Annotated in this window: 18 protein-coding genes; 14 read left to right on the forward strand and 4 right to left on the reverse strand. The window is 41.7% G+C overall.

Annotated features, from left to right (window positions below):
* The first annotated feature begins 397 nt into the window (after window positions 1-397).
* From ACQKMP_RS12715 to ACQKMP_RS12740, 6 genes are all read left to right on the forward strand, one after another.
* A complete protein-coding gene (locus tag ACQKMP_RS12715; RefSeq protein WP_042189562.1) occupies window positions 398-1,897 on the forward strand; it encodes a sensor histidine kinase in 1,500 nt (499 codons plus the stop codon).
* Entirely contained in the window at window positions 1,875-2,567 is a 693-nt protein-coding gene (locus tag ACQKMP_RS12720; protein WP_379423773.1) for a response regulator transcription factor, read from the forward strand. The genes ACQKMP_RS12715 and ACQKMP_RS12720 overlap by 23 nt, the downstream gene beginning before the upstream one ends.
* Window positions 2,568-2,713: 146 nt before the next feature.
* Window positions 2,714-4,225, forward strand: a complete 1,512-nt coding sequence (locus tag ACQKMP_RS12725; RefSeq protein WP_427469512.1) for an S-layer homology domain-containing protein — start codon at window positions 2,714-2,716, stop codon at window positions 4,223-4,225.
* 141 nt (window positions 4,226-4,366) lie between these two features.
* Window positions 4,367-4,975 carry an ankyrin repeat domain-containing protein gene (locus tag ACQKMP_RS12730; protein ID WP_427469513.1) on the forward strand — a complete coding sequence of 203 codons (609 nt, stop codon included), beginning with the start codon at window positions 4,367-4,369 and terminating at the stop codon, window positions 4,973-4,975.
* Window positions 4,976-5,142: 167 nt separating this feature from the next.
* Window positions 5,143-8,259 (forward strand): ATP-binding protein, encoded by a 3,117-nt coding sequence (locus ACQKMP_RS12735; protein WP_427469514.1) that lies wholly within the window; start codon window positions 5,143-5,145, stop codon window positions 8,257-8,259.
* Window positions 8,260-8,433: 174 nt separating this feature from the next.
* Window positions 8,434-9,030 (forward strand): DUF1349 domain-containing protein, encoded by a 597-nt coding sequence (locus tag ACQKMP_RS12740; protein WP_339242211.1) that lies wholly within the window; start codon window positions 8,434-8,436, stop codon window positions 9,028-9,030.
* 4 nt (window positions 9,031-9,034) lie between these two features.
* On the opposite strand, the gene ACQKMP_RS12745 is transcribed toward ACQKMP_RS12740, so the two are convergent.
* From ACQKMP_RS12745 to ACQKMP_RS12760, 4 genes are all read right to left on the reverse strand, one after another.
* Complete coding sequence (locus ACQKMP_RS12745; RefSeq protein ID WP_256716279.1) at window positions 9,035-9,571, reverse strand: CDP-alcohol phosphatidyltransferase family protein; 537 nt, start codon at window positions 9,569-9,571, stop codon at window positions 9,035-9,037.
* A gap of 119 nt (window positions 9,572-9,690) precedes the next feature.
* On the reverse strand, window positions 9,691-11,370 hold the full coding sequence (locus ACQKMP_RS12750) for an ABC transporter substrate-binding protein (protein WP_076299279.1): 1,680 nt from the start codon (window positions 11,368-11,370) through the stop codon (window positions 9,691-9,693).
* A 105-nt stretch (window positions 11,371-11,475) separates the two neighbouring features.
* On the reverse strand, window positions 11,476-13,086 hold the full coding sequence (locus tag ACQKMP_RS12755) for a response regulator transcription factor (protein ID WP_341124719.1): 1,611 nt from the start codon (window positions 13,084-13,086) through the stop codon (window positions 11,476-11,478).
* A 4-nt stretch (window positions 13,087-13,090) separates the two neighbouring features.
* Window positions 13,091-14,902, reverse strand: coding sequence for a sensor histidine kinase (locus ACQKMP_RS12760; protein WP_427469515.1), 1,812 nt, complete (start codon window positions 14,900-14,902; stop codon window positions 13,091-13,093).
* 155 nt (window positions 14,903-15,057) lie between these two features.
* On the opposite strand from ACQKMP_RS12760, the gene ACQKMP_RS12765 reads away from it, so the two are divergent.
* From ACQKMP_RS12765 to ACQKMP_RS12800, 8 genes are all read left to right on the forward strand, one after another.
* On the forward strand, window positions 15,058-16,008 hold the full coding sequence (locus ACQKMP_RS12765; RefSeq protein WP_042132288.1) for an ABC transporter permease: 951 nt from the start codon (window positions 15,058-15,060) through the stop codon (window positions 16,006-16,008).
* 15 nt (window positions 16,009-16,023) lie between these two features.
* The gene (locus ACQKMP_RS12770) at window positions 16,024-16,896 is read left to right on the forward strand and encodes a carbohydrate ABC transporter permease (protein WP_042129067.1); all 873 of its coding nucleotides are present in this window, start codon (window positions 16,024-16,026) and stop codon (window positions 16,894-16,896) included.
* Window positions 16,897-17,108: 212 nt separating this feature from the next.
* Window positions 17,109-18,461 (forward strand): sodium-dependent transporter, encoded by a 1,353-nt coding sequence (locus tag ACQKMP_RS12775; RefSeq protein WP_042189546.1) that lies wholly within the window; start codon window positions 17,109-17,111, stop codon window positions 18,459-18,461.
* Window positions 18,462-18,704: 243 nt separating this feature from the next.
* Window positions 18,705-19,376, forward strand: coding sequence for a GntR family transcriptional regulator (locus ACQKMP_RS12780; protein WP_042189543.1), 672 nt, complete (start codon window positions 18,705-18,707; stop codon window positions 19,374-19,376).
* Window positions 19,377-19,396: 20 nt separating this feature from the next.
* Window positions 19,397-20,557, forward strand: coding sequence for an amidohydrolase (locus tag ACQKMP_RS12785; RefSeq protein ID WP_427469516.1), 1,161 nt, complete (start codon window positions 19,397-19,399; stop codon window positions 20,555-20,557).
* A gap of 46 nt (window positions 20,558-20,603) precedes the next feature.
* The gene (locus tag ACQKMP_RS12790) at window positions 20,604-21,647 is read left to right on the forward strand and encodes a methionine ABC transporter ATP-binding protein (RefSeq protein ID WP_042189539.1); all 1,044 of its coding nucleotides are present in this window, start codon (window positions 20,604-20,606) and stop codon (window positions 21,645-21,647) included.
* Complete coding sequence (locus ACQKMP_RS12795; protein ID WP_042189536.1) at window positions 21,622-22,281, forward strand: methionine ABC transporter permease; 660 nt, start codon at window positions 21,622-21,624, stop codon at window positions 22,279-22,281. The genes ACQKMP_RS12790 and ACQKMP_RS12795 overlap by 26 nt, the downstream gene beginning before the upstream one ends.
* 31 nt (window positions 22,282-22,312) lie before the next feature.
* Window positions 22,313-23,332 carry a uroporphyrinogen decarboxylase family protein gene (locus tag ACQKMP_RS12800; RefSeq protein ID WP_339242198.1) on the forward strand — a complete coding sequence of 340 codons (1,020 nt, stop codon included), beginning with the start codon at window positions 22,313-22,315 and terminating at the stop codon, window positions 23,330-23,332.
* Window positions 23,333-23,338: the final 6 nt, after the last annotated feature.

Here is a 23,338-nt window from a genome sequence, read left to right on the forward strand (position 1 = left end):
TATTCAAAAAAGGGAAAAGTGGTGGAAGGGAATTTTGGAACTGTAGGAGCGGTAGCGTCCGCCCGAAAGCTTTCCGTAGGAAAGCTCGCTTCGAAAGCATAGGCAGTATGCGGATTTCAACCGTTAAGAACGGTATAAATCAAGAAATCTGCAGACAACAGCGGCCGGAAGTCCAAACATTCTCTGGAGTCGCGACCAACCCGAAATAGGAAAATCATCAGATCAATCTATATAGCATTTGATGATCTCGCGTAAATTAAGTTCTATAAAAACTTCTGCCAAAGTGTTGGTAGAGGTTTTTTTCTGTTAGCAAACGCTCTCCCCATGTTGATAGTATTTCACTAAAATACGGAGATGATTATTTAGCGGATCCAATGTTAGTGAGAGGGGAACAGTCGTGTCGATTCGGATAAAATTACTGTTATCTTATACGGGAATGCTAGTCGTTAGTTTACTTATCATCGTAATGACGGCAGCTTTATTTACAATTGCATCTACAGGAGATGTTCACAGTCTTCGGGATTTTTATAAAGTGCACTATCAATTAAATCCGTTGTCGGAGCAAGAGGAATCTATTTTTTTAGAATTAAAGTATTTAGCCAAGCATGACCCGGATGAATTGCAGAACAAGGATTTGTTACTGGAATATGATTTTAAGCTAAAGACTGAGAAAGCGGGACTATTTGTAAGGCGAGTGAATGACCCTGTTTTTGAATCGCGCACCTTCAATCAACCTGAATTAAAGGATGCTTTACCTCCTTACGATCTCAATAACTATCAGATTCGTAACACGTTTAATATTAAAGAAAGATTTTATGGCTATGCCAAATTTGACTTTAAATATTCGGATGGGGCGAAAGGCAGTGTTTTCGTCATCAAAGAGCATAGCCCTTTTGCGGAACTCACACGGAGGCTGCTACCGATCTTTTCATTGATATTAATTGGCGTTCTTGTGATTGCGAATGTGCTATTATATCGCTGGATTACACGAAGTGTTATTAAGCCACTGAACAAGTTAAGGGATTCCGCAGAACGAATTCAAGAGGGTGACCTCCAATTTGAACTTAACCTGCAGTCCAAAGATGAGATTGGGGAGTTAAATAAAGCGTTTGAGACGATGAGACAGAGGTTGCAAGAGTCAGTGAACCTTCGTCTGCAATATGAGGAGAATCGGAAAGAATTAATCTCAAATATTTCACATGATTTACGTACTCCGATTACGAATATTAAAGGGTTTATTGAAGGCATACGAGATGGTGTCGCCAATACACCTGAGAAGATGGACATGTACGTCGACATTATTTATAACAAAACTATTGGAATGGATAAATTGGTTGATGAATTGTTCCTTTATTCCAAGCTGGATTTGAATCAGGTTCCGTTTTCGTTCGAGGCTGTGGATATTATTGCATTCCTCGAGGATTGTATCGAAGAGATGCGCTACCATAACGAAAATAAAGGAGTTTCATTTCATCTGGACGACCATAACTCCGAGCGTATTGAGGTTATAGCAGATTTGGATAAATTAAAGCGGGTATTACTGAATGTAATTGGAAATGCGCTGAAGTATATGGACAAGCCGGACCCTTTCATCCGTTTTTCTTTGCAAGTGGATAGCGAATGGGTGACTGCTGAAGTGAAGGATAATGGAATGGGTATTGATGCCGAAGCTCTTCCACATATCTTTGAACGGTTTTATCGTGCAGAGCCTTCTCGGAACCTATCGACAGGCGGTAGCGGACTTGGTCTTGCGATAGCTCGTCAGATTATTGAAGGGCATGGTGGGTCGATATGGATGGAAAGTGAACCAGGTGTGGGATCAAGCTTGTTCTTTACTTTGAAGCGAACGACCGATGAAGGAGGATTTCATTCGCATGACAAGGATTCTGATTATTGAAGATGAGGCAACGATAGCGCAATTGGAAAAGGATTATTTTGAGCTGAACGGTTTTGCCGTTGATATATGTCATACAGGTTCTGAGGGGCTTGGGCAGGCTCTTGAAGGGGATTACAATCTTATTATCGTAGATTTGCAGTTACCTGGCATCGATGGCTTTGAATTATGCCGCCGTATTAGGGAGGCTAAGGAAGTGCCGATCTTTATCGTATCTGCGAAAAAAGAGGAGATCGATAAGCTTCGGGCGTTTAATCTCGGAGCGGATGATTATATTACGAAGCCCTTTAGTCCAAGTGAATTAGTGGCAAGAGCGAAAGCGCACCTAACTAGATATGAACGCATGCTCAGCAAGCTAGAGCCAATGGAGAAGCATGAGCTCCAAATCCGTGGAGTTCATATCGATAAAAATGCCCGCAGAGTGTTTGTACGTAATCATGAGGTTTTGTTTACCGCGCGGGAGTTCGATGTACTGGTCTTTTTAGCGAGTCATCCGAATCGGGTATTCAGCAAAGATGATTTATTCGAACGGGTCTGGGGGATGGACTCCAGCGGAGATATCGCAACGGTTACGGTTCATATTCGCAAAATACGGGAGAAGCTGGAATCGGACCCCTCGAACCCACAGTATATTGAAACAGTGTGGGGTGCGGGATACCGATTTACGGTGTAATGGCATTTTCTTGACGATTTTCGATATTTTTAAGCTCTAGTTAATACTTTATTAATAAATCGTTTCTGGGGAGTTTATTTCTTTCAATTATCATTTAGTTATAGACATGAACAACAAATAACTTAATGATCTTAGGGGGAAATATAGTGAAAATCGTAGCTAAAAAAGCAGCAGCATTAATGGTCGCAGCAACACTAGGAGCAACCTCTTTACCCTTTGCGGTGTTAAATGTACAAGCAGCACCTACATCAGGCAACATAGGAATATCCGCAGCTGCATCTAAGTTATCAGATAAAGAAATTCAAGAAGCCGTTGAAGTACTTGCGGGATTAGGTGTGTTACAGGGCTATGCAGATCATTCGATGGGTGTGAACAATCCAATCAATCGTGCAGAATTAGCGAAAATGGTAGTATTGACTTTTAAATTACAAAGCACTGAAGAGAACACTGCCCCAATCACCGATGTGAACTCGAACGTATGGTATTACAAATATGCGTCAGTACTTGTTGGTTTAGGGATAATGGAAACGGAAGATGGTAAATTTAGCCCTAATAAAACGGTAACGGATGAAGAAATCGTGCAAGTTGTATCGAAGGCGTTGAAGCGTGACGTCTTATCGGTTAACTACTGGGTTAATCAATTGAATTCTACTACTGAACCCGCAACACGTGGCGAAACAGCGGCCTTACTGAATACAGCACGTAAAGCAATGCCATCCGATAAAGCTCAAATTACAAGTGTGAAATCGATCAATGAAATTACATTAATCGTAACCTTAGATGCTCCTTTGACAGCTGAGAATGAGGTGTTTGCTAAAGCAAAAGAAGATTTTGTATTCAATGACGGTCTATCCTTAACGAATATGCCGCGGCTGAAATCGGGTTCTGTTGCAACGTACATTGTTCCTACATCGGTGCAAAAAGCTGGAACAACCTATAACTTAACGTACAAAGGTAAGAATGCAGGATCATTTGTAGGAAACGCAGCCAAGGTAGATATGACAACAACCACTCAGGTAACCAGCGATACCTTTGAGATTGAAGCACTGAAAACAAATGGCGTCATTGACTATGGATATGTCATCTCTGCATACAGTGGTGGACGTGGTGCTAACGCATTTGTTTTGGATGAGAACAACAGAGCAAATGGCATCACGTATCAAATCATTCCTTCCATGCAAGGTAGACAAGTAACGATTACCCCAGAAGGTGGAGAATCCATCGTTGCCAAGTATGTTCCATTTACACAATCAACAGATGGCAAGATTGAGCCGAAATTCCGGCTTCCTGAAGGACAAGTCTTGAAACCGGGTGTGAAATATACCGTAACATCTGACTGGGCCAATATAGCAAATCCTTCATTCGAAGCAAAAGAAATAGCTCCACTGCAAATCTCTGGCGCTGAAGCTGTCAGCGATACATCCATCAATGTATCCTTAGCTCAAGACCCTGGTGATGAATTGTTTTCGGGCCGTAGTGTACAACTAACCGCTCCAAACGGAGACAAATGGGTTGCAACCTATAAATTCTCCAGTCGTAAAGGTGCTGTTGGTGTATTCGATATTACGAATAGCGGTAAATTGGCTGCTGGGACAGTGTATACTGTAACACCACTAGGCGCATGGGCAACCTCTCAAGCCACATTCACTTCGAAATAAGGCGAGTCTACATGAAAGGTGTTGAATGTCATGCGCTTTCTTGTCTTAACACTCTTCCTCTTTATTTCAGGATGTCAGATCGATGATTTCAAGGTGTTAAACAGCCAAGAGCAGCAATCAACTCAGGAGGTGAACAATGAAATGGATAAGCTGAACCAAGCGTTGTTAGCTGCTACCCGTGAAGGGGATAAGGAGCTTATAACAAAACTATTAACAGACGGTGCAGATATTGATGTTACAGATAATGAGGGTAGAACGCCCGCTTTAATCGCTGTACACACGAATCAACTGGATATATTCAAATTATTGCTTGAACAAGGTGCCAACATCAATATCCGCGACAATCGCTCGGATAATCCACTTCTTTATGCAGGCGCTGAAGGAATGCTTGATTTTGTGAAGGTATCTATTGCTGCAGGTGCTGATACCTCAATTGTGAATAGGTTTGGGGGGACCGCACTCATCCCTGCTGCAGACCGTGGTCATGTGGATATTGTGAAAGAACTTCTTACAAGTTCTGACGTCAATATTGATCATGTCAATAATCTGGGTTGGACTGCATTACTAGAAGCTATCATACTAGGCGATGGGGGCAAAGAACATCAGGCTATAGTGCAATTGTTAATACATCATGGTGCTGATATTCATATAGCAGATTCTAACGGAGTTAGTCCCTTACAGCATGCGCAAAATAGGGGTTATCAAGAAATGGTAGAAATGCTAATGAACAAGAGTAGTGATTCGATATAATTTTTAAAAAAGGAACTCCGCTCAAAACGGAGTTCCTTTTTTTTGTCCTTTGAAACTAGGATTACCCACCTCTATAAACCTCATAATATAGTATAATCAGACTATAATATTCAATAGTGGAAGATGGGAATATAGCACTATTAAATTTATCGAAGAATGAGGCGTACATGAGAACTTCGGAGAATAAAATTAAGTTAAGTCATATGTTATACATAGTAGTATTTATCGGTCTCTTGATTGTTGTGCGATGGGGCTGGCATAATCATTTTTCGTTGTCCAATCCACCTGCTGTGAAACAAGGTGTATTAGATTTACGTGGGGTGGATATTGAATCACTAAGCTCCTTTCCGCTGGATGGTGAATGGGAATTCTATCCTGAACAATGGGTGAACGCTACCAATATTAACAACGCTACGAAATGGCAGAGGCTTCAGGTGCCGGGTAACTGGACTTATAAATTCAATCCGGCAGATCAAGAGAAGGCATATGGATACGGAACTTATCATTTGCGTATTCTGCTGGATCAACCCTTATCTGAGCCGCTTAGCTTTTGGTTTCAATCGGTCTATACTGCTTCTGAAGTGGAGATTAATGGAACAGTCCTCTCACGATTCGGTAAGTTATCTGAAGAGAAAGAAGGCCATGTTTCTGTCACGAAGTCATTCTTGATCAGTTATGTACCGACAGATCAGAACCAAATGGATCTATTTGTTCGAGCGTCAAATTACGGGTCTCCGTTAAAAGGAGGCATTGTTAGGTCTGTAGAGTTTGGCATTCAACACGAGATAGATACAGTCTACTGGAATTCCATTGGCTTGCAGCTAGTTGTAGGGGTATTGCTTTTGATTCACGGGCTCTATTTACTGATTATTTATTTGATGGATGTGCGAAAAACAGAGTTGATTATTTTCTTTTCGATGATGGTCGCAGCAGCTGTATCTATTGGGGTTGAACATAATGGACTATTGTTCCGGTTTCTTCAAGTTGATTTTGCCTGGACATTGAAGCTAAAGGTTCTTTCATACATAGGGTTTTGCTTGTTTCTGTTCCTCATGGGAAGAGAGCTCTTTGGGAACCTGCGGAAAGGTAAGGCTTTTTATAGTTATATCCTCTCACTCCTCGGTTTTACCCTATTTATAATCTTTGGTCCAGAAGAGACAGTGCTGTATTCGATCGAAAAAGGGGTCTATATGATCCTGTATTACATTCCAGTATTTTGGACGGCTTATTATTTTATGAAAATGGTATTTATTCAAGCTGAGGGAGCTCTATTTTTATTATGTTCAGTGCTAGCTGTGATTAATAATATATTGTGGGCGTCTGTCTATTACGCAGGAACCTCACAATTCATGTTTTATCCTGTAGATTTAATTGCTGCACTTGCCGCTTTTTCTACTTATTGGTTTAGGAGATATTTTCATCAATCCCATCAAAATGTGTTACTGAATGCTCAATTGGCTGAATCGAACAAATTAAAGGATCGTTTTTTGGCCAATACATCTCATGAACTACGGACTCCTTTGCATGGGATTATGAATATTGCTCAGAGTGTGCTCATAAGAAAGAAACATGTACTGGATGAAGAGAGTCAACGTGACATGGAACTGCTAATAATGGTCAGTCGGCGGATGTCGCTCATGCTGAACGATTTGCTAGATGTAGTGAGATTGCAGGATAAACGGATTGTGATGAACATCAAGGTGGTGCAAGTAAGGTCCTTGGCTGAGGGCGTGCTGGATATGTTACGCTTCCTGACCGGTGAGACTAAGGTGGAGCTTCGCATGGACATTAATGAGGATTTGCCGTGTGTATATGCTGATGAGGAACGATTGGTACAGATTCTGATTAATCTAGTTCATAATGCGCTTAAGTTCACCGAACAGGGAAGTGTTGTACTGTCAGCAGAACAAGTGGATGGGCAGGTATGGATCCATGTTACGGATACAGGAATTGGTATGGATGAGGCACTGAGAAAGCGTGTATTTATGCGTTATGAACAAGGAGCTTACGGTGAAGGTGGTATCGGTCTGGGTCTTAGTATTTGTAAAGAGTTGGTTGAGCTGCACGGTAGTGAATTATTATTGCAATCGCAGCCGGGCAAGGGAAGTAAGTTCAGCTTCAAATTACCTGAAGTAAATGAGAGTGTACAGTCTTCCATTTCTGATATTCATATAGAAAAAGATACGGACCCATTGTCACCTTTCAGTGAATGGATCACTGCTGAGGTATCTACTATGGTGGCCGCCACATACTCCACGAAGGAAGTAGAGCCACTCTCGAATACAGACGCTGATATTATTCGTGTTCTGGCGGTTGACGATGATTCGGTCAATCTAAAAGTTTTGCAAAATATTTTGTCAGATGGAACATATCAGATGGTGACTGCGACTTCTGCACGTGAAGCGCTGGATAAGTTAAACCATGATCGATTCGATCTGATCATCGCTGATGTGATGATGCCGGGTATGTCTGGTTACGAAATGACTAGATTAGTCCGCGAGCGGTTTACGATGTATGAATTACCTATTATTCTACTGACTGCACGCAGTGAGCGGGAAGATGTCTATGCGGGCTTCTTGGCTGGAGCAAACGACTATGTTACCAAGCCGGTAGATGCAATGGAGTTGAAGTATCGTGCCTTATCACTTTCATCTATGAAGCGAGCGGTCAATGACCGGTTGAGGATGGAGGGTGCTTATTTACAAGCGCAGATCCATCCACACTTTCTCTTCAATACACTGAATTCGATCATGTCCTTAAGTGACTTTGATACTGCCAAAATGAGAGAGTTATCAGATGCGTTCACAACTTATCTGCGCATAAGTTTTGACTTCTTAAATGCAGGCAAGCTCGTTACGCTGTCACAGGAGCTTGAGCTGGTGGAGAATTATATATATATCCAGCAGCAGCGTTTTGAGGAGAGACTCCATGTGGAATGGAAAGTAGATGCGAATCTTGAAATGTTGATGCCTCCGCTTACGATTCAACCACTAGTTGAGAATGCTGTTCGACATGGCGTCTTAAGTCGGGCTAAAGGCGGAACACTGCGTATTCACATTGAGACACGTGCGGATGCTGTTCATTTTAACATTGTAGATACAGGGATTGGAATGGACGAAGCACAAGTCAGCATGCTGTTAAATCCGAATGGCTATAAGAATCAAGGTATTGGACTGCTTAATACGGATAGAAGATTGACACAACTATATGGACGTGGCTTGCAAATTCAAAGTATCCCTGGTTTGGGAACTACGGTGTTATTTATCATTCCTGATAAAGATTAATTGTGATCATGGGGGAACTCCTTGGAGTTATCCCTTTTTGGTGTTTTCTTTAGGAAATTATGTGAATATTTCACTATTGTTGCATCATTGATTGTAAAAATAAAAGCTACCTGCCATTATTACAGAGAAGGGAAAATTTGTAATCAAAAAATCATTCATGATAGGAGAATTAGAATGACTAATAACTTATTTGTAAACGAGACAAGAGAACAACTGAGCTGGATGAATTGCCCCGAACGTTGGGAGTTTACAGACTTAGATGAGCTTACAATAATTGCACCACCTAAATCGGATTTTTTCCAAGACCCGGCAGGAAAACATATGGTAAGCTCAGCGCCATTCTTATCTACACCTGTTGGAGATTCATTTGAATTGACAACCAGACTTCGTGTCGAAATGCGCCATAAATATGATTCAGGATGTCTCATGTTTATGATGGACCATTATAACTGGGCCAAAATTTGCTTTGAGTTTGACGGACAGTATCCCATAATCGTGTCTGTGGTGACAAGGGAAGGGATGTCAGATGATTGTAACTCCGTACAAGTTGCTGTGGATAATCCATATTTGCGTATCACCAAGCAAAATCATTGTGTTACTTTCTCCTATTCAGAGGACGGAGCGAACTGGGCACTGATCCGATATTTTGGAATGAAGGAAGGTGCTGAATGCGTAGCGGGTGTTGTCGCACAATCTCCCCAAGGTGAAGGCTGCTCATTGAAATTCGACTATTTGAGTTTGTCTGAATCGAAGGGTGAAAGCCGCTTCTAATGGATCAATTTTTAATGAACAATCCTTTTCGGTCTAACTGTAATTGTTTTGAAGTGAATTGGATGATGAATTCCTCCACGGCGGATATGGTAGCAATGATACATACAAAGACATTCCAAATGGTGTGATCGATGTGGAGAAGCCATAGAGGAGTTATAAATAAGAGGAGTCCGGTCAGTTTATTGCCATAGGTGTGAATGCTTGCGTAAGTTTTGAATCTTCGGAGGGCAACCCCTATCGATGTTAGACGGATGACCGCGATCATGAAGATCCATATCATGATTTCGAGCGTAAGTCCCAGAAGCGGATATAGTGTAAATAAGGAGACCGCTATCAGTATCGTGTCGGCTGCGGAATCCAGTTTTGCTCCAAGGCTACTTGTTGTGTTCGTCATTCTAGCAATAGGTCCATCGATCAGATCGGTGACCCCGCAAAGGATATAAATTACAAGGAAGGCCAAACTTAGCGGATCGAGGAATAATAACAACATTGCCAAAATGATTCTGCCAAACGTAATTCCATTGGGTATTCTCTTCATCATTTAATCCCACCTTTGTATACGACCTTATCGTATTTCTATTTTACCAGAGGAGTGCAAATTCTATAAAAAACAAGCCGGAGCGAATGCTCGCTCCGGCTTGTTTCTATGTTTGTTAAAGCTTATTGCGCGGATACAGACTTGAACCATTCGTTAACTTCTTTAGTGATTTGGTCACCGCCATTGGATTTCCAATTGGCAACGAATTGGTCAAAGGAGTCTACTGGCAGTTTGCCATAAATAATTTTGTTGAAAGTTTCCATTTCGGACTGACGAAGCAGGTTCCATTTGGAAACCATTGTTGGTGTAGCAGCACCAGTAAAGTAGTTTTGTTTACGAACGTCTAGTTGTGACATAACCACTTTTCCTGCCGCCCAGTTTTCTGGTTTACGGAACTCTGCCATTTGTTTTTCATAAGGTGTTACAGGTGTCTCGCCGTCAGCAAGTTTAACCAAAGTCTTCATAAACAGATCAGGAATACGGGCCGGACCTGTTAAGAATGGGAATTCATTAGAGAAGTCTTTAATCTTGTCTTTATCACTTGTTGGTTCTCCATCAATCATATCCCAGTCGTAACCTTTAGCAAAGCCATATTCATATTGACTGCCTGCAGCAGGGTTAGCTAAGTTATCAAGCAAGTAGTTATAGTACAAGAAAATAGCTTCTGGATGCTTAGCATCCTTGTTAATCATGATACTAGCATTTACACCGGAATTCTGCCATTTGGTTCCAATCAAACCATCTGGTCCTGCTGGAACCGGATAACCTTTAATCTTCGCTCCAGGTACATTCTTCATAAGATCGGGAGCAGGCCAGTCTGGAACCCAGTTGGCGCCTGGCAGAATACCAGCTGCACCTTTCGTGAAGCTCTCAGCGGATTTACCTTCATCCCAAAGGGCGGAGTCCGTGTGAATATATCCTTTATCCATCCATTCGCTAAGCTTTGCGAGTGCTTGCTTAGCACCTGGGTTAATGGAACCATATTCAAGATTGCCATCTTTATCTTTGTTCCATTGTTCCTCAATTGTACCGTATGCCCCGAATAACCAGTCTAGTTGGCCCATCCAGGTATTTGTGTTGTTTTTCAAAGAAATTGCAAGCGGGTACACATCTTTAGGCGCTAACCCATCAGGGTTTTCGTTCTTAAATTTATCCATGATGTTCTCAAGATCGGCGATGGTCTTAGGCGCTTCCAGCTTCAGCTTTTCCATCCAATCTTCACGTAACCACAAGAGCGTATCATCATTGTCGGTATATTCAAGGATCGGCAGATTATATTTCTTACCGTCTTTAGTGAATGGGTACCAAAGTTCTGGATGTGCTGCAACGTGATCTTTCAGAATTTTGTTTGCATACTTATCAAACAACTCATCAATAGCGATGAACTGACCGGAATCAATAAGCTGATTGGTCAATACTGCGTTAGTTGGTGCAAAAACGAAATCAGGAAGCTTTTCGCCGGAAGCAATGGCAAGTTGAAGCTTTTGTCTGTATTGATCGTCATTTGCAGGATACCAAGTATCTTTATGCTTCATACCCAATGTTTCAAGCATCCAGCGATCGTGAACGTTGTTTTCTTTGGTATCACCTTGAACATACTTCTTAGGCATCAATACGGCACTGAACTCGATCGGTGGATCGTATTTGCCTTTTGCGAAAGCAGCATCTGCTTCGGATTGGGTATTATTGGTAGCGTTACCATTTTTGGCATTCTCATTAGATGTGCCGCTACTGCCACATGCTGTGAGAGTGATAAGTGCTGTGACCGTGAGAAGCGACCACATTTTCTTGAACTTGATCATTCTTCAATTCCCCCTACTGTGTATGATCTTTACAAGTGTAACTTTAACAACTTGTCGGGGATGTCATCTATATGAGATTTTTAGTTTCGATAGGACTCTATCATGTTATTTGTTAGTATCTCTATATTCCTGCGGCGTTACCCCAAACTGCCGTTTGAATACTTTGATAAAATAAGCAGGGTCCATATATCCAATCTCCATGCTGATTTCATAGACTTTTTTATTGGTGGTCTTCAGCTTATGACAGGCACGATCCATCCGCAAGCGCGAGATATAATCGCTAATGCCTTCACCTGTTTCAATCTTATAAATTTTTGATAAATGGGTCGGATGGAGATTTACATGGTCAGCCAGAACACGTAATGATACATCATCATGCAAGTTCTTATCCGTATAATCTTGAATTTTCTTTACATACTCGGAACGTATGTCTTTGATTTCGTTGGATGTGCCTTCTTTTAGATTGGCTAGAACACTTAGCGACCATTTTCTTAGTTTACTAATGCTGGTAAAAGCATCCCCACTTTGCAACGCTTCTATATCGGTCCCCATTAAGTTTGCTAGCGTATGACCATTGCGATGTGCAAGATTCGTGAAAGAAGCAGTAATTAAAAAGCCAGCCTCCATGCAATGCTCCCAGGATTCAGACCATTTCTCATCCAGCTCGGCACAGACGGCAAGCAATTTCTCTTCGGCCGCATCCCAATGTCCACTCTCCAGTAGATGAATCAAAGAGGGTGGGGTATAAAGAGCGTCTAAAGGCCCTTGTGCTGAGGGAAGCTCTAAGTCACTGACCCGCATAATGAATTCTCGCTCATCTCCGACAATTTGGCGGAAAGAGGAGGAGGCCTGATGAAAACGATTCGACAGCTGCTCAGGAAACTTGAACCACTCCGTGATTACAATGGATAGTGAGCCTTTCAGAAATTGCTTGACCTTATATTGAAGTTGTAAAGAAAGCTTCTCTAATATGGATTCTTTCCCAAGATCAGTTTCTTGTTCTTTAAGCTGGAGCAGAAACACAAGATATCCATGTTCCTCTTTAACGCCCCAGACTTCCATAAATTCTCCCATAATCTCTTCAGCCATATTAATAATCGCATATTCAATCAAGGTTTGATCGGTATTATCAAATTCTCTGAATTCTTCTTCCATTCGTACCAGCATCAATGCGGATTCTCCGGATTGAAAGGGCAGATCGTAACTCACGAGCTTCCGTTCCCATTCACCGGCTTGAAAACGATGACCTTGTAAGGCATCCAGTAGCAATCGCCCCCGTAAAACAGGGAGGTTCTCACGGAGGGTAAACTGGGTTCGTTTAAGAGAACTTATAAGCTCCCATTCAGCATTCAATTGATTGATCGCATTTTTGACTGCTCCGAGCAATTCGTCATCAGTCGGCGGTTTAAGCAAGTAATCCACGGTCTTGTTCTGAAGTGCTTTTTTGGCATAATCGAATTCTGAATGGCCGGATAAAATAATACATTTAATTTTTTTGTTATGTTTTCTTATCCGCTCTATCAATTCGATTCCCGTCATTTCTGGCATTTGAATATCTGAGATTACTATATCAATGGGATGCGTATCGATAATTTGTAGCGCTTCACGTGCGGAATAAGCTTTATGCACATGTTCAATTCCTAGCGTATGCCAGGGTTTAGTCATGGAAAGATTATCTACCCAGTGTGCTTCGTCGTCTACTATGATCATCTGCATGTTGTTAGTCTCCTTGATGTTCCTTTAATTTATAACTATCATCCTCAGTTGGGATTTCCCAGATAATTTCTGTTCGGAATCCACCGAGAGGGGATGGCTTGAAGGTAAGACTTGAATGATTGCCGAACAGGTGAATGATCCGCTGATTTGTATTCCAAAGACCACAACCCATTTCCTCCTGCAAAGGCTCCTGCATTTTACGGTTTAATGCTTCTAGCTGATCGGGATTCAAGCCAGGACCATCGTCATCGATATAAATTCTACAGAAACCGTTTGACTTCTCACCACTAATCTTGATCTCACCTGATGAATAGGACTTCGCTACTCCATGAATCACAGAATTCTCCACCATAGGTTGAAGCATTAGGCGAGGTACAGATTGGCTAAGCATATCCTCAGGAATATCAATATGATAATCAATTCTGCCATTACGCAGTTTCTGTATATCTAAATAGTTGACCAAGAGCTTGATTTCTTCCTCCAAAGAAGCCGTCTCCCGTTCCATCCGGGTGGTATAACGATAGTAAGCACTTAGATTATAAGCCATTGAGACGACTGCGTCCTCATCTTTCATCTGGGCCATATTGATAATATAACCAAGACAGTTATAGAGAAAATGCGGATTAATTTGCGCTTGGAGCTGCTTCAGGGTAGCTTCTCGAGCACGGATCTTTTCATTAAATACATTTTCTATCAGGTCTTGAATTTGATGGGACATATCGTTAAAACGACGGAACAGAAACGAAAACTCATTTTGCTCATTGCTATGAAGCCGTACGGAGTAATCTCCTTGCTGTACGCGCTGTAAACCACTGACTAGTTTTTTAATCGGATATTGAACGTTTCTATATAGCAGAATGGAAGAGGATACTCCCACAACAAACAGCAGAATCATTGTGATATAGAATAAATCTCGACTAAGAGAAATCGGTTTGAGAATTTGATAAAGGGGGACAACATCTACTAAATGCCAATCCAAAGAGGCTGATTTCACAGAACTGACCAAATAGTTCTTCCCATTTAGCTTCACTACATCCTGAGTTGTATTCTCCGGAGAGTGATTATCCAGGTAATTAACTAGTTCGTCGGATAGCTGCTTGTCCGCGCTACGGTTGAGGATCGTTTTCTCCCCTTTGTGATAGAAGAACGGATCGCCTTGCCCACCTGCTTTGTACGAATCGAGCATGTTCTGAATGTTCGTATAACTGAAGCTGGCTTCAATGACTAGGCTACTTCCTGTTAATGTCCCCGGCTGAGCTAAGGAATCCGTTAAGAACCAGTAAAAGGATTTTAAATCGCCTTGAGATTCCACACCATGATCACCATACGTCCATCTTCCGCTCATATTTGCTTTTAAATAATCCTCATCATACCCGATGGGTCTGTCGTAGTTGGCGATGACATCTTTATTCTGCTGTGAATGAACGGCGTATCTGGTCGGCCAAATATCTGTAACCCCAGCTTGAAGCACCATCTTTTCCTGGAGAATATATCTGGTCTGCATCTGATCATATCGATCTTCCCATACATTTAGTCCATTGAATGCCCTGACGTTGGGATCTCTTGAGAGAATAAGGGTGAAGTCCATCATCTGATTAATTCGAGAATCGATCTGATTGGATAAAAAAGTGAGTTGTTTCGTATTGGACGTCTGCAACTCTTTGCCAACAACCTCGAAGGTGACGTTATTTGAAAAGGTATACATGATAATGATGGGAATGAATAGGAGTATGATCAAGCTGTTTATTTTGGCAAACAGACTAAATCGAGATTGTAAGTTTCCTCTAAGTATTGTAAAGCGCTTCCATAAATTCATAAATGCCCCTCCAGATGTTGTCCTAATAAAACCCTATCAAGCCTAACAATGTTATATAGTCAAACCTGAGAAACGCCTGATACTATTTATAGCAGAGATCCCCATCACACACAAAATATTTTTTTTGGGAACAGGAGAGAGCTATGGAGGCTAATATGGAGGTTAACTCGATACCACAGGCGAGCCTAGAAAGTCAGCCGAGTAAAAAAAGAAAAAAAGGCTTTAATCAACCATGGATTCTCCATTTTATGGTGTTGCCAGCGGCAATCATGGTTTTTATTTTTTCTTATATTCCGATGTCCGGAATTCTTATGGCATTTCAAGACTATAAACCTGCACTAGGTTTTTTTGATTCCGAGTGGGTCGGACTTAAGCATTTCAGGTACATGTGGGAGAATGATTATTTCCTGTCCATTACGTGGAATACGTTATTTTTTGCTTGCTCTAAAATTGTTTTGAACTTGATTATTCCGTTTATCTTCGCCTTATTGCTTAATGAGGTAAGAAGAATGGGCCTTAAAAGAACTATTCAAACACTCGTTTATCTTCCGCACTTTCTGTCTTGGGTTACACTTTCAGGGATTCTCATTGATATCCTTGCTCAGACAGGTATTGTCAATCAATTCCTCACATCTGTATTCGGCATCAAGCCGATTTTCTTCCTAGGAGACGGCAACTGGTTCAGGTTCACTATCATTGCTAGTGATGTTTGGAAAGAGTTTGGTTTCAATACGATTATCTTTTTAGCGGCACTTTCGGGTATCAATCCATCACTTTATGAAGCTGCTGAAGTGGATGGGGCGGGGCGTTGGAAACAAACGATGTATATCACAATTCCTGCGTTAATCCCAATCGCTATCGTAATCGCCACCTTGGCACTGGGTAATGTGCTCAACGCAAACTTTGACCAGATCTTTAACTTGTACAGTCCATTGATCTATCAGCAGGGAGATATCATTGATACTTTCGTGTATAGAGAAGGTCTACTAAGCGGACAGTTCAGTTTCGCAACCGCAGTTAATCTATTCAAATCGTTAATTAGCTTAGTCTTAATTGTAGTCTCTTACCGACTTGCTTATAGATTTGCAGGGTACAGAATTTTCTAGAAAGGATGACAACTGATGTACCATAAAACAATTCCATATCGAATATTCAGTATTATCAATAATGTGTGCTTGACTATCCTTTCCGTGCTCTGCCTGCTACCTTTGTACCACTTACTCATGGTATCTCTTAGTGCATCCGCACCTGCTAATGCTGGATTAGTCACATTCTGGCCGATTGGCTTTACCTTTGAAGCCTATGCAAAGACGTTTAATAATGTCAATTTCCTTAACTCCTTGTGGGTGTCTGTGGAACGGACAGTACTCGGAACAGGACTAGCGCTGGTAGTAAATACGGTTGCAGCTTATGCGCTGTCTAAGGAAACAAGAGTCTTTCGTGCAAGAAACGTTTATCTTTGGTATTTTGTTGTCACCATGCTGTTCAGCGGTGGTCTGATACCGGGTTACATTCTAATTCTGAAGCTTGGTCTTATGAATTCATTGATGGCACTTATTCTTCCTGGATTAGTTGCTGTATTTAACATCATTTTGCTTCTGAATTTCTTCCGTACCGTACCTAAAGATCTTGAGGAAGCAGCTTTTATTGATGGGGCAGGACACTTTCAGACCTTTGTGAAAATATATTTACCGGTCTCCTTACCTGTTATTGCAACCGTCTCTCTATTCCTTATGGTAGGACACTGGAACGCTTATTTTGACGGTATTATTTATATCAGAGATGCAGACAAGCTTCCGCTAGCGACGTTTATGCAGACGATTATCGTTCAGGCAGATATGTCTAAGCTTGATCCGGCAGCCGTTGCTAATTTATCACAACGAACCATCCGGGCCTCGCAGATTTTTATAAGTGCTTTGCCAATTCTATTGGTTTATCCTTTCCTGCAACGTTTCTTTGTAACTGGGATTGTGGTAGGTGCTGTAAAAGAATAATCTCTTTTTAGAAAAAGAGTTTGAAGAAGGAGCTACGGTTCTAGTCCAAGACTAGAACATGTAGCTCTTTTTTTATTTTGACGGATTTCATGGCTAAACTGGATAATTATTGAAAACAATAAAAATATTCAGAAAATTTTCATATGACGATCAAGCTAACATAGGCTATAATGAGGTCTAAAAAAGAAAAAAAAAGAAAACGGGGCATAAGAATGAATCAATTTAAAGGTGAAAAAAATCTTCTCTCAGAGAAGAAGGAGCGTTTCTCTTCCGCCGGCTTTATTTTCGCAGCGATCGGGAGCTCAGTAGGACTGGGGAATATGTGGAAATTTCCGTATATCACAGGGGAAAATGGAGGAGCGGCTTTCTTCCTTCTCTTCATTGTATGTTTAGTATTGATCGGTTTACCCGTATTGTTGGCAGAGTTGGCCATCGGTCGTAGCGGACGTGGAAGCGCGGCTACTGCATTTGTACGAGCCGGAGGCGGGAAGAACTGGATGGCAGTCGGATTTCTGCAAGTCCTTGCACCATTTTTAATTCTTTCCTTTTATATCATTGTTGCAGGATGGACGTTGAACTACGCAATGATTGCCTTCAATGGACAATTGTTCAGTTCCAGTAATTATGCAGGTGAATTCAGCTCCTTTATATCTGGACCTATGCCAATTGTTTGGCAGGGGATAGCAATCCTTATAACGGCGGGTGTTGTTATTCTTGGAGTATCAGGCGGGATTGAGAAATTTAATAAGGTATTGATTCCTGGTCTGGTTGTTCTCCTAATTGTATTGATGATTCGTGCGGTTACCTTACCAGGTGCAAACGAAGGAGTAGCCTTTTTCCTAAAACCAGACTTTTCGGTGCTGACGGCGGAATCTGCGCTAGTCGCTTTGGGACATGCTTTCTTTTCATTGTCGCTTGGGATGGGAATTCTCCTGACTTACGGCTCTTATGTGGATAAAAAACAATCGCTAGGAACTGCTGCACTCGCAGTCGGGGCAGGAGATTTGTTATATGCGTTTATCGCAGGATTGATTATTTTTCCGACGACATTCTCATTTGGCATTGCTCCTGATCAAGGTCCTTCGCTAATTTTCATTGCTTTGCCAGCAGCTTTCTCAGCAATGCCATTTGGTGCATTCTTTGGTGGTTTGTTCTTTATCTTGCTGGCGATTGCCGCTTTAACTTCTGCCGTATCTCTGCTTGAGGTGCCTGTATCTTTCGCGATGGAGCGCTGGAATTGGAGCCGGAAACGTTCAGTTTGGATTTTGTCATTAGTATGTTTCCTCCTCAGTATTCCTTCGGCGATGTCACTGGGAATGGTCCCTGAGCTATCGTTTGGCGGCAAAGCGTTGTTCGATTGGGTGGATTTTGTAACTTCTAACATTATGTTGCCACTAGGCGGTTTGTTGGTTACCATCTTTGCCGGTTATTTCTGGAAAGGGGCAGCAGAAGCGGCTGGGCTTAAGGCAGGTTGGTTCCGCGTTTGGTTGTTTATGCTCCGGTATGTTGCGCCGATTCTGGTGTTCTTGGTGTTGCTTCATACTTCAGGGATTATTAAATTTTAATTTAATTCAATTTCTAAAAAATCATCAAAAAAAGCTCTACGACCATTGTGGTTGTAGAGCTTTTTTTGATATTGAAGATAAATACATTATTCCTCTAAATCCTACTTGACTAGGTGGATTAATTGGAATATAGTATAAAAAAAGATTGAACGAATCAATTCAAAACTAATAATTGTATACAATTATACAAATATATTGTTGAGGCTCTTGCCCGACAGATTATCGATGAGGAGCTACATAAATATGGCGATACGATCACGGAGGTTGTCAAAGGATAATACCTATGATGCATTAAAACAAAAAATTATTGATAGTGAATTAGAGCCGAATCAGCCTGTACATGAAGAAAATTTGGCAGCGTTACTAGGGGTTAGTCGTACTCCACTAAGAGAGGCGATACAGAGATTGGAGAACGAGGATTTTCTCATTCGACAGCCAAATGGAAGACTTCGGGTGGCTTCTGTGACACTCAAAGAGGTTGAAGAAATATTCCAAATTCGCAGCATGCTTGAAGGCTATATCGCAAGAAATGCAGCTAAGCATGCTACAGAGAACGATATTGTTAATTTAACGACGATGATTACAAAAATGAAACACTCCTTCCAACTTGGCGACAATCAGAATTTTGTAACCTATGGATTTGAGTTCCATGATTATTTATCAGAAATCAGCGAACTAAAAACATTCGAGAAAGTTCTGAATCAATTAAGAGATCATTCCCTTCGCTATTGTAGATTCGTCTCCATGCATGGAGATTGGAATACACAGGCGGATGAAGAACATGATCTTATCTTGCAAATGATCGCTGACCACAATGAAGATGGCGCTGAAAAAGCAATGCGAGATCATATTTTAAGCAGTCTAGCTACTGCACTTGACCGGATTAAAGGTATTGAAGAAAAGTTGGAAGCATAAAGAAAGGGGAGCACTTTACTATGAATATACTTAATGAGGTTGATCAAGCATTAGCGAATCAATTAATTGATGTTCGTAGAAACCTACATAGAGAGCCTGAATTAGCTTATGAAGAATTTAAGACCACAGAGAAATTACGGGAATGGCTGACCCATGCCAATATTCATATTCTAGACCTTCCTTTACAAACCGGACTTATCGCAGAGATCGGACAAGGTAATGGACCTGTTGTAGCTATTCGCTGTGATATTGATGCACTTCCGATAGAGGAACAGACTGGATTATCTTTTGCTTCTGAGATTCCTGGAAAAATGCATGCTTGTGGGCACGATTTTCACACGGCTACGATTCTAGGAGCTGCCTTATTGTTAAAGGCACGTGAAAGTGAATTGCCTGGCAAGGTTAGAGTATTGTTCCAACCAGCAGAAGAAACAGGGCATGGAGCGGAGAGTGTCTTAGCATCAGGAGGACTCAAGGGTGTTGACGCTATATTCGGTTTACATAATTCACCAGACCTGCCTACAGGAGCTTTTGGAACAAGAACAGGAGCTTTAACAGCAGGTGTTGATCGGTTTGAAATTACGATAAAAGGTGTCGGCGCTCATGCTGCTTATCCTGAAAAAGGTGTGGATTCCATTGTCACTGCGGCTCAGATCATTACCTCGCTACAAACCATCGTAAGCCGTCAAAACAGTACCACTGAACCGGTTGTGTTAAGTGTCACCAGAATTAATGGGGGCTTCACATGGAATGTCCTGCCGGAAAAAGTGGAATTAGAAGGTACGGTGCGAACTTACAATGAAGAGATTCGTCGCCAGATTCCAATCCAAATGACCCGAATCATCGAAGGAATTGCTGCAGCTGCTGGGGCAGAGGCTAAGCTACATTGGTTTCCAGGACCACCAGCAACGATTAATCATGGCGAATGGGCTGACTTTACCAAAGAGGTCGCTTCAGATGCCGGATATATAGTACATGACATCCCACCGCAAATGGGAGGAGAAGATTTCTCCTTTTATTTACAACAGATACCGGGTGCTTTTGTAAATATAGGATCAGGCCCAGCCTATGCTTTACATCACCCTCGATTCGATGTGGATGAAGCTGCGATTTTACCCGCTGCGAAGTACTTCGCTTTATTGGCAGAACAAGCGCTGGTGAAGCTACAAGTCAAAGCTTAATTGATCTCCTAGACCTAAATCCTAAAGATGATTGAGAGGAATGTATATGATTGAACTAAAGCAGGTTTCCAAAACGTTCACTCGGAAAGGAATCACGATTGATGCTCTTAAAGGGATCGATTTAAAGGTCGATAAAGGCGATATCTTTGGCGTTATCGGCTATAGTGGTGCGGGGAAAAGTACATTAATTCGTTTAGTCAATTATTTGGAAAGACCTACTGAAGGACAGGTCTTCGTTGCTGGGCGTGATTTAGGAACCTATAACGATAAAGAGTTACGGGCGGCTAAGAAGAATATCGGCATGATTTTTCAACATTTTAATCTATTAGAATCTAAAAAAGTATTTGATAATGTAGCGATTCCTCTAGTTCTCTTAAAAAAGAATAAGAATGAAATCCGCCAGCGTGTACAAGAGTTGCTAGAGTTTGTTGGATTAAGTGACAAAGCAGGGAGTTACCCTAGTGAATTATCAGGTGGACAGAAGCAGCGGGTCGGGATTGCCAGAGCGCTTGCCTCGAATCCATCCATCCTATTATGTGATGAAGCGACTTCTGCCTTAGATCCACAGACGACACATTCTATTTTACAGCTATTAAAAAAAATCAATGCAGAGTACAACATTACTGTGATGATCATTACACATGAAATGTCTGTCATTCAAGAGATTTGCAACAAGGTGGCGGTGATGGAAGAGGGCCGTATTATTGAGCAAGGAAGCGTTCTAGATGTATTCGGTAGTCCGAAGCATAAGACCACACAAAATTTTGTGAAGACGGTTATTCAGAACAGCATTACGCCAAGCGTCCAAAAATCCATCAAAACAGAACCCGGAAGTGTTCTTTATAAACTTAATTTTGTTGGAGAAAGCGCCTCTGAGCCTATCCTGTTCGAGATGATTCGATCCTTCGATATGAAGGTCAATATTTTATTTGCGAACACGACCGAGATTCAGGAAACGACACTGGGTACAGTAATTATTCAATGCAGTGGAGATACAGCTGAGATTAACAATGCGTTATCTTTCTTAAAACGTCATGGAGTCGGTGTAGAGGAGGTAGAATCTAATGTTTTCGACCACATTAACAGGTGATCAATTTCTGCAGGCGATTATTGAAACGATTCAGATGGTTGGCGTCTCCTTGTTTGTTGGCTCATTGATAGGGATACCCTTTGGGATATTGCTTGTAATCACTCGTCCTGGTGGGGTTTTGGAGAACAAAGCGCTTTACGCCATACTAAATCCGATCATCAACATTATACGCTCTCTGCCTTTTATTATTTTACTTGTAGCGATTGTACCTTTCACACGTTTGATTGTTCATACTTCGATTGGGACAAGCGCAGCGATCGTACCTTTAATTATCTACATCGCACCTTATATTGGCCGTTTAGTAGAGAACTCCCTGCTTGAAGTGAACCCGGGAATTCTCGAAGCTGCTGAAGCGATGGGGGCAACGCCATTTCAAGTGATATGGTACTTTTTATTGCCAGAGGCAGTTGGATCATTAATCCTGTCTTTGACAACGGCGACGATCGGGTTGATCGGTGCAACTGCAATGGCTGGAACGGTAGGGGGCGGCGGTGTCGGCGACTTGGCGATTGTATATGGATATCAACGTTTTGATACGGTTGTCGTGGTAGCTACTGTTGTTATTCTCATTATTTTAGTGCAAGGCATTCAATCTTTAGGCAACACGCTAGCAAGAAAAATTCGCCGTTATTAGTCATTACATATTCCGGGAGGGAGTTTGGCAGATGAGTGAATGGAGCAAGCAAGATCGATTTAAAGCGATATTATCTGGAGAAAAGGCAGATCGCCCAATTGTAAGTGGTTGGCGACATTTTATCGACAAAGAACAAACTGCAGATGATTTAGCGCAAACTACGATTTCTTTTACGAAACAATATGATTGGGACTGGGTCAAGATCAATCCTAGAGCAACTTATTTGGCGGAAGCTTGGGGCAATCAATATGATTTTACGGATTATCAGACTGTATTTCCAAGGCAGCAAACAACAGCAATTCCATCAGCGGTTAATCTATGGGATATCGAAGTTAAAAAGGCGGTGCATACAGCTTCCTTGGCCGAACACTTAGAGAGTGTTAGAAAAATTCGTCAAGGACTACCTGATACCCCACTAATCCAAACGGTATTCTCTCCATTGACTGTATTGCTATTTATTGTAGGACGTTCTGCTTATGTTACAAAAACAGTGTTTGGCATTGAGCATCCGGTAACTTTGGAGTCGTTATTTAAGGAGCATCGTGCGGCAGCGCACCATGCGTTACATGCGATTTCATTAACCTTAGCCGATTATGTACAAGAGCTGCAGCAAGTGGGTTCTGACGGTTTGTTCTACGCTGTGACAGGCACCGCTCACCCAGGATTATTTGATGAAGCCATGTTTGACGAGTTCTCCAGACCTTATGACTCTATTGTCTTAGAAGCTGCAAGCTACGGCAAAAACATTCTTCATACTTGTGGGGCTTATGCCCAGCCTGAGAAATTTAATGATTATCGAATTGATGGAATCAGCTGGGATACTGTAGCCGAGGGGAACCCTGGTTTAGAGGCGGATCTTAAAGCTACTAAAGTAGGTGGCGTCGATCATGGGCTGTTCGCTGTAAACGATATCGCACAAATTAAGCAGCAGGCTAAAGAAGCACTGACATTAATGAAAGACCAGCCTTTTATTCTTTCTCCAAATTGCGCTATCCCACTTAATGTGACGGATGAGGCGTTAGCACAGCTAAAACAATCTATATTTGAATAGGAGATG

The organism is Paenibacillus sp. NPDC101420 (assembly GCF_050277435.1).
GTDB lineage: Bacteria > Bacillota > Bacilli > Paenibacillales > Paenibacillaceae > Paenibacillus_AQ.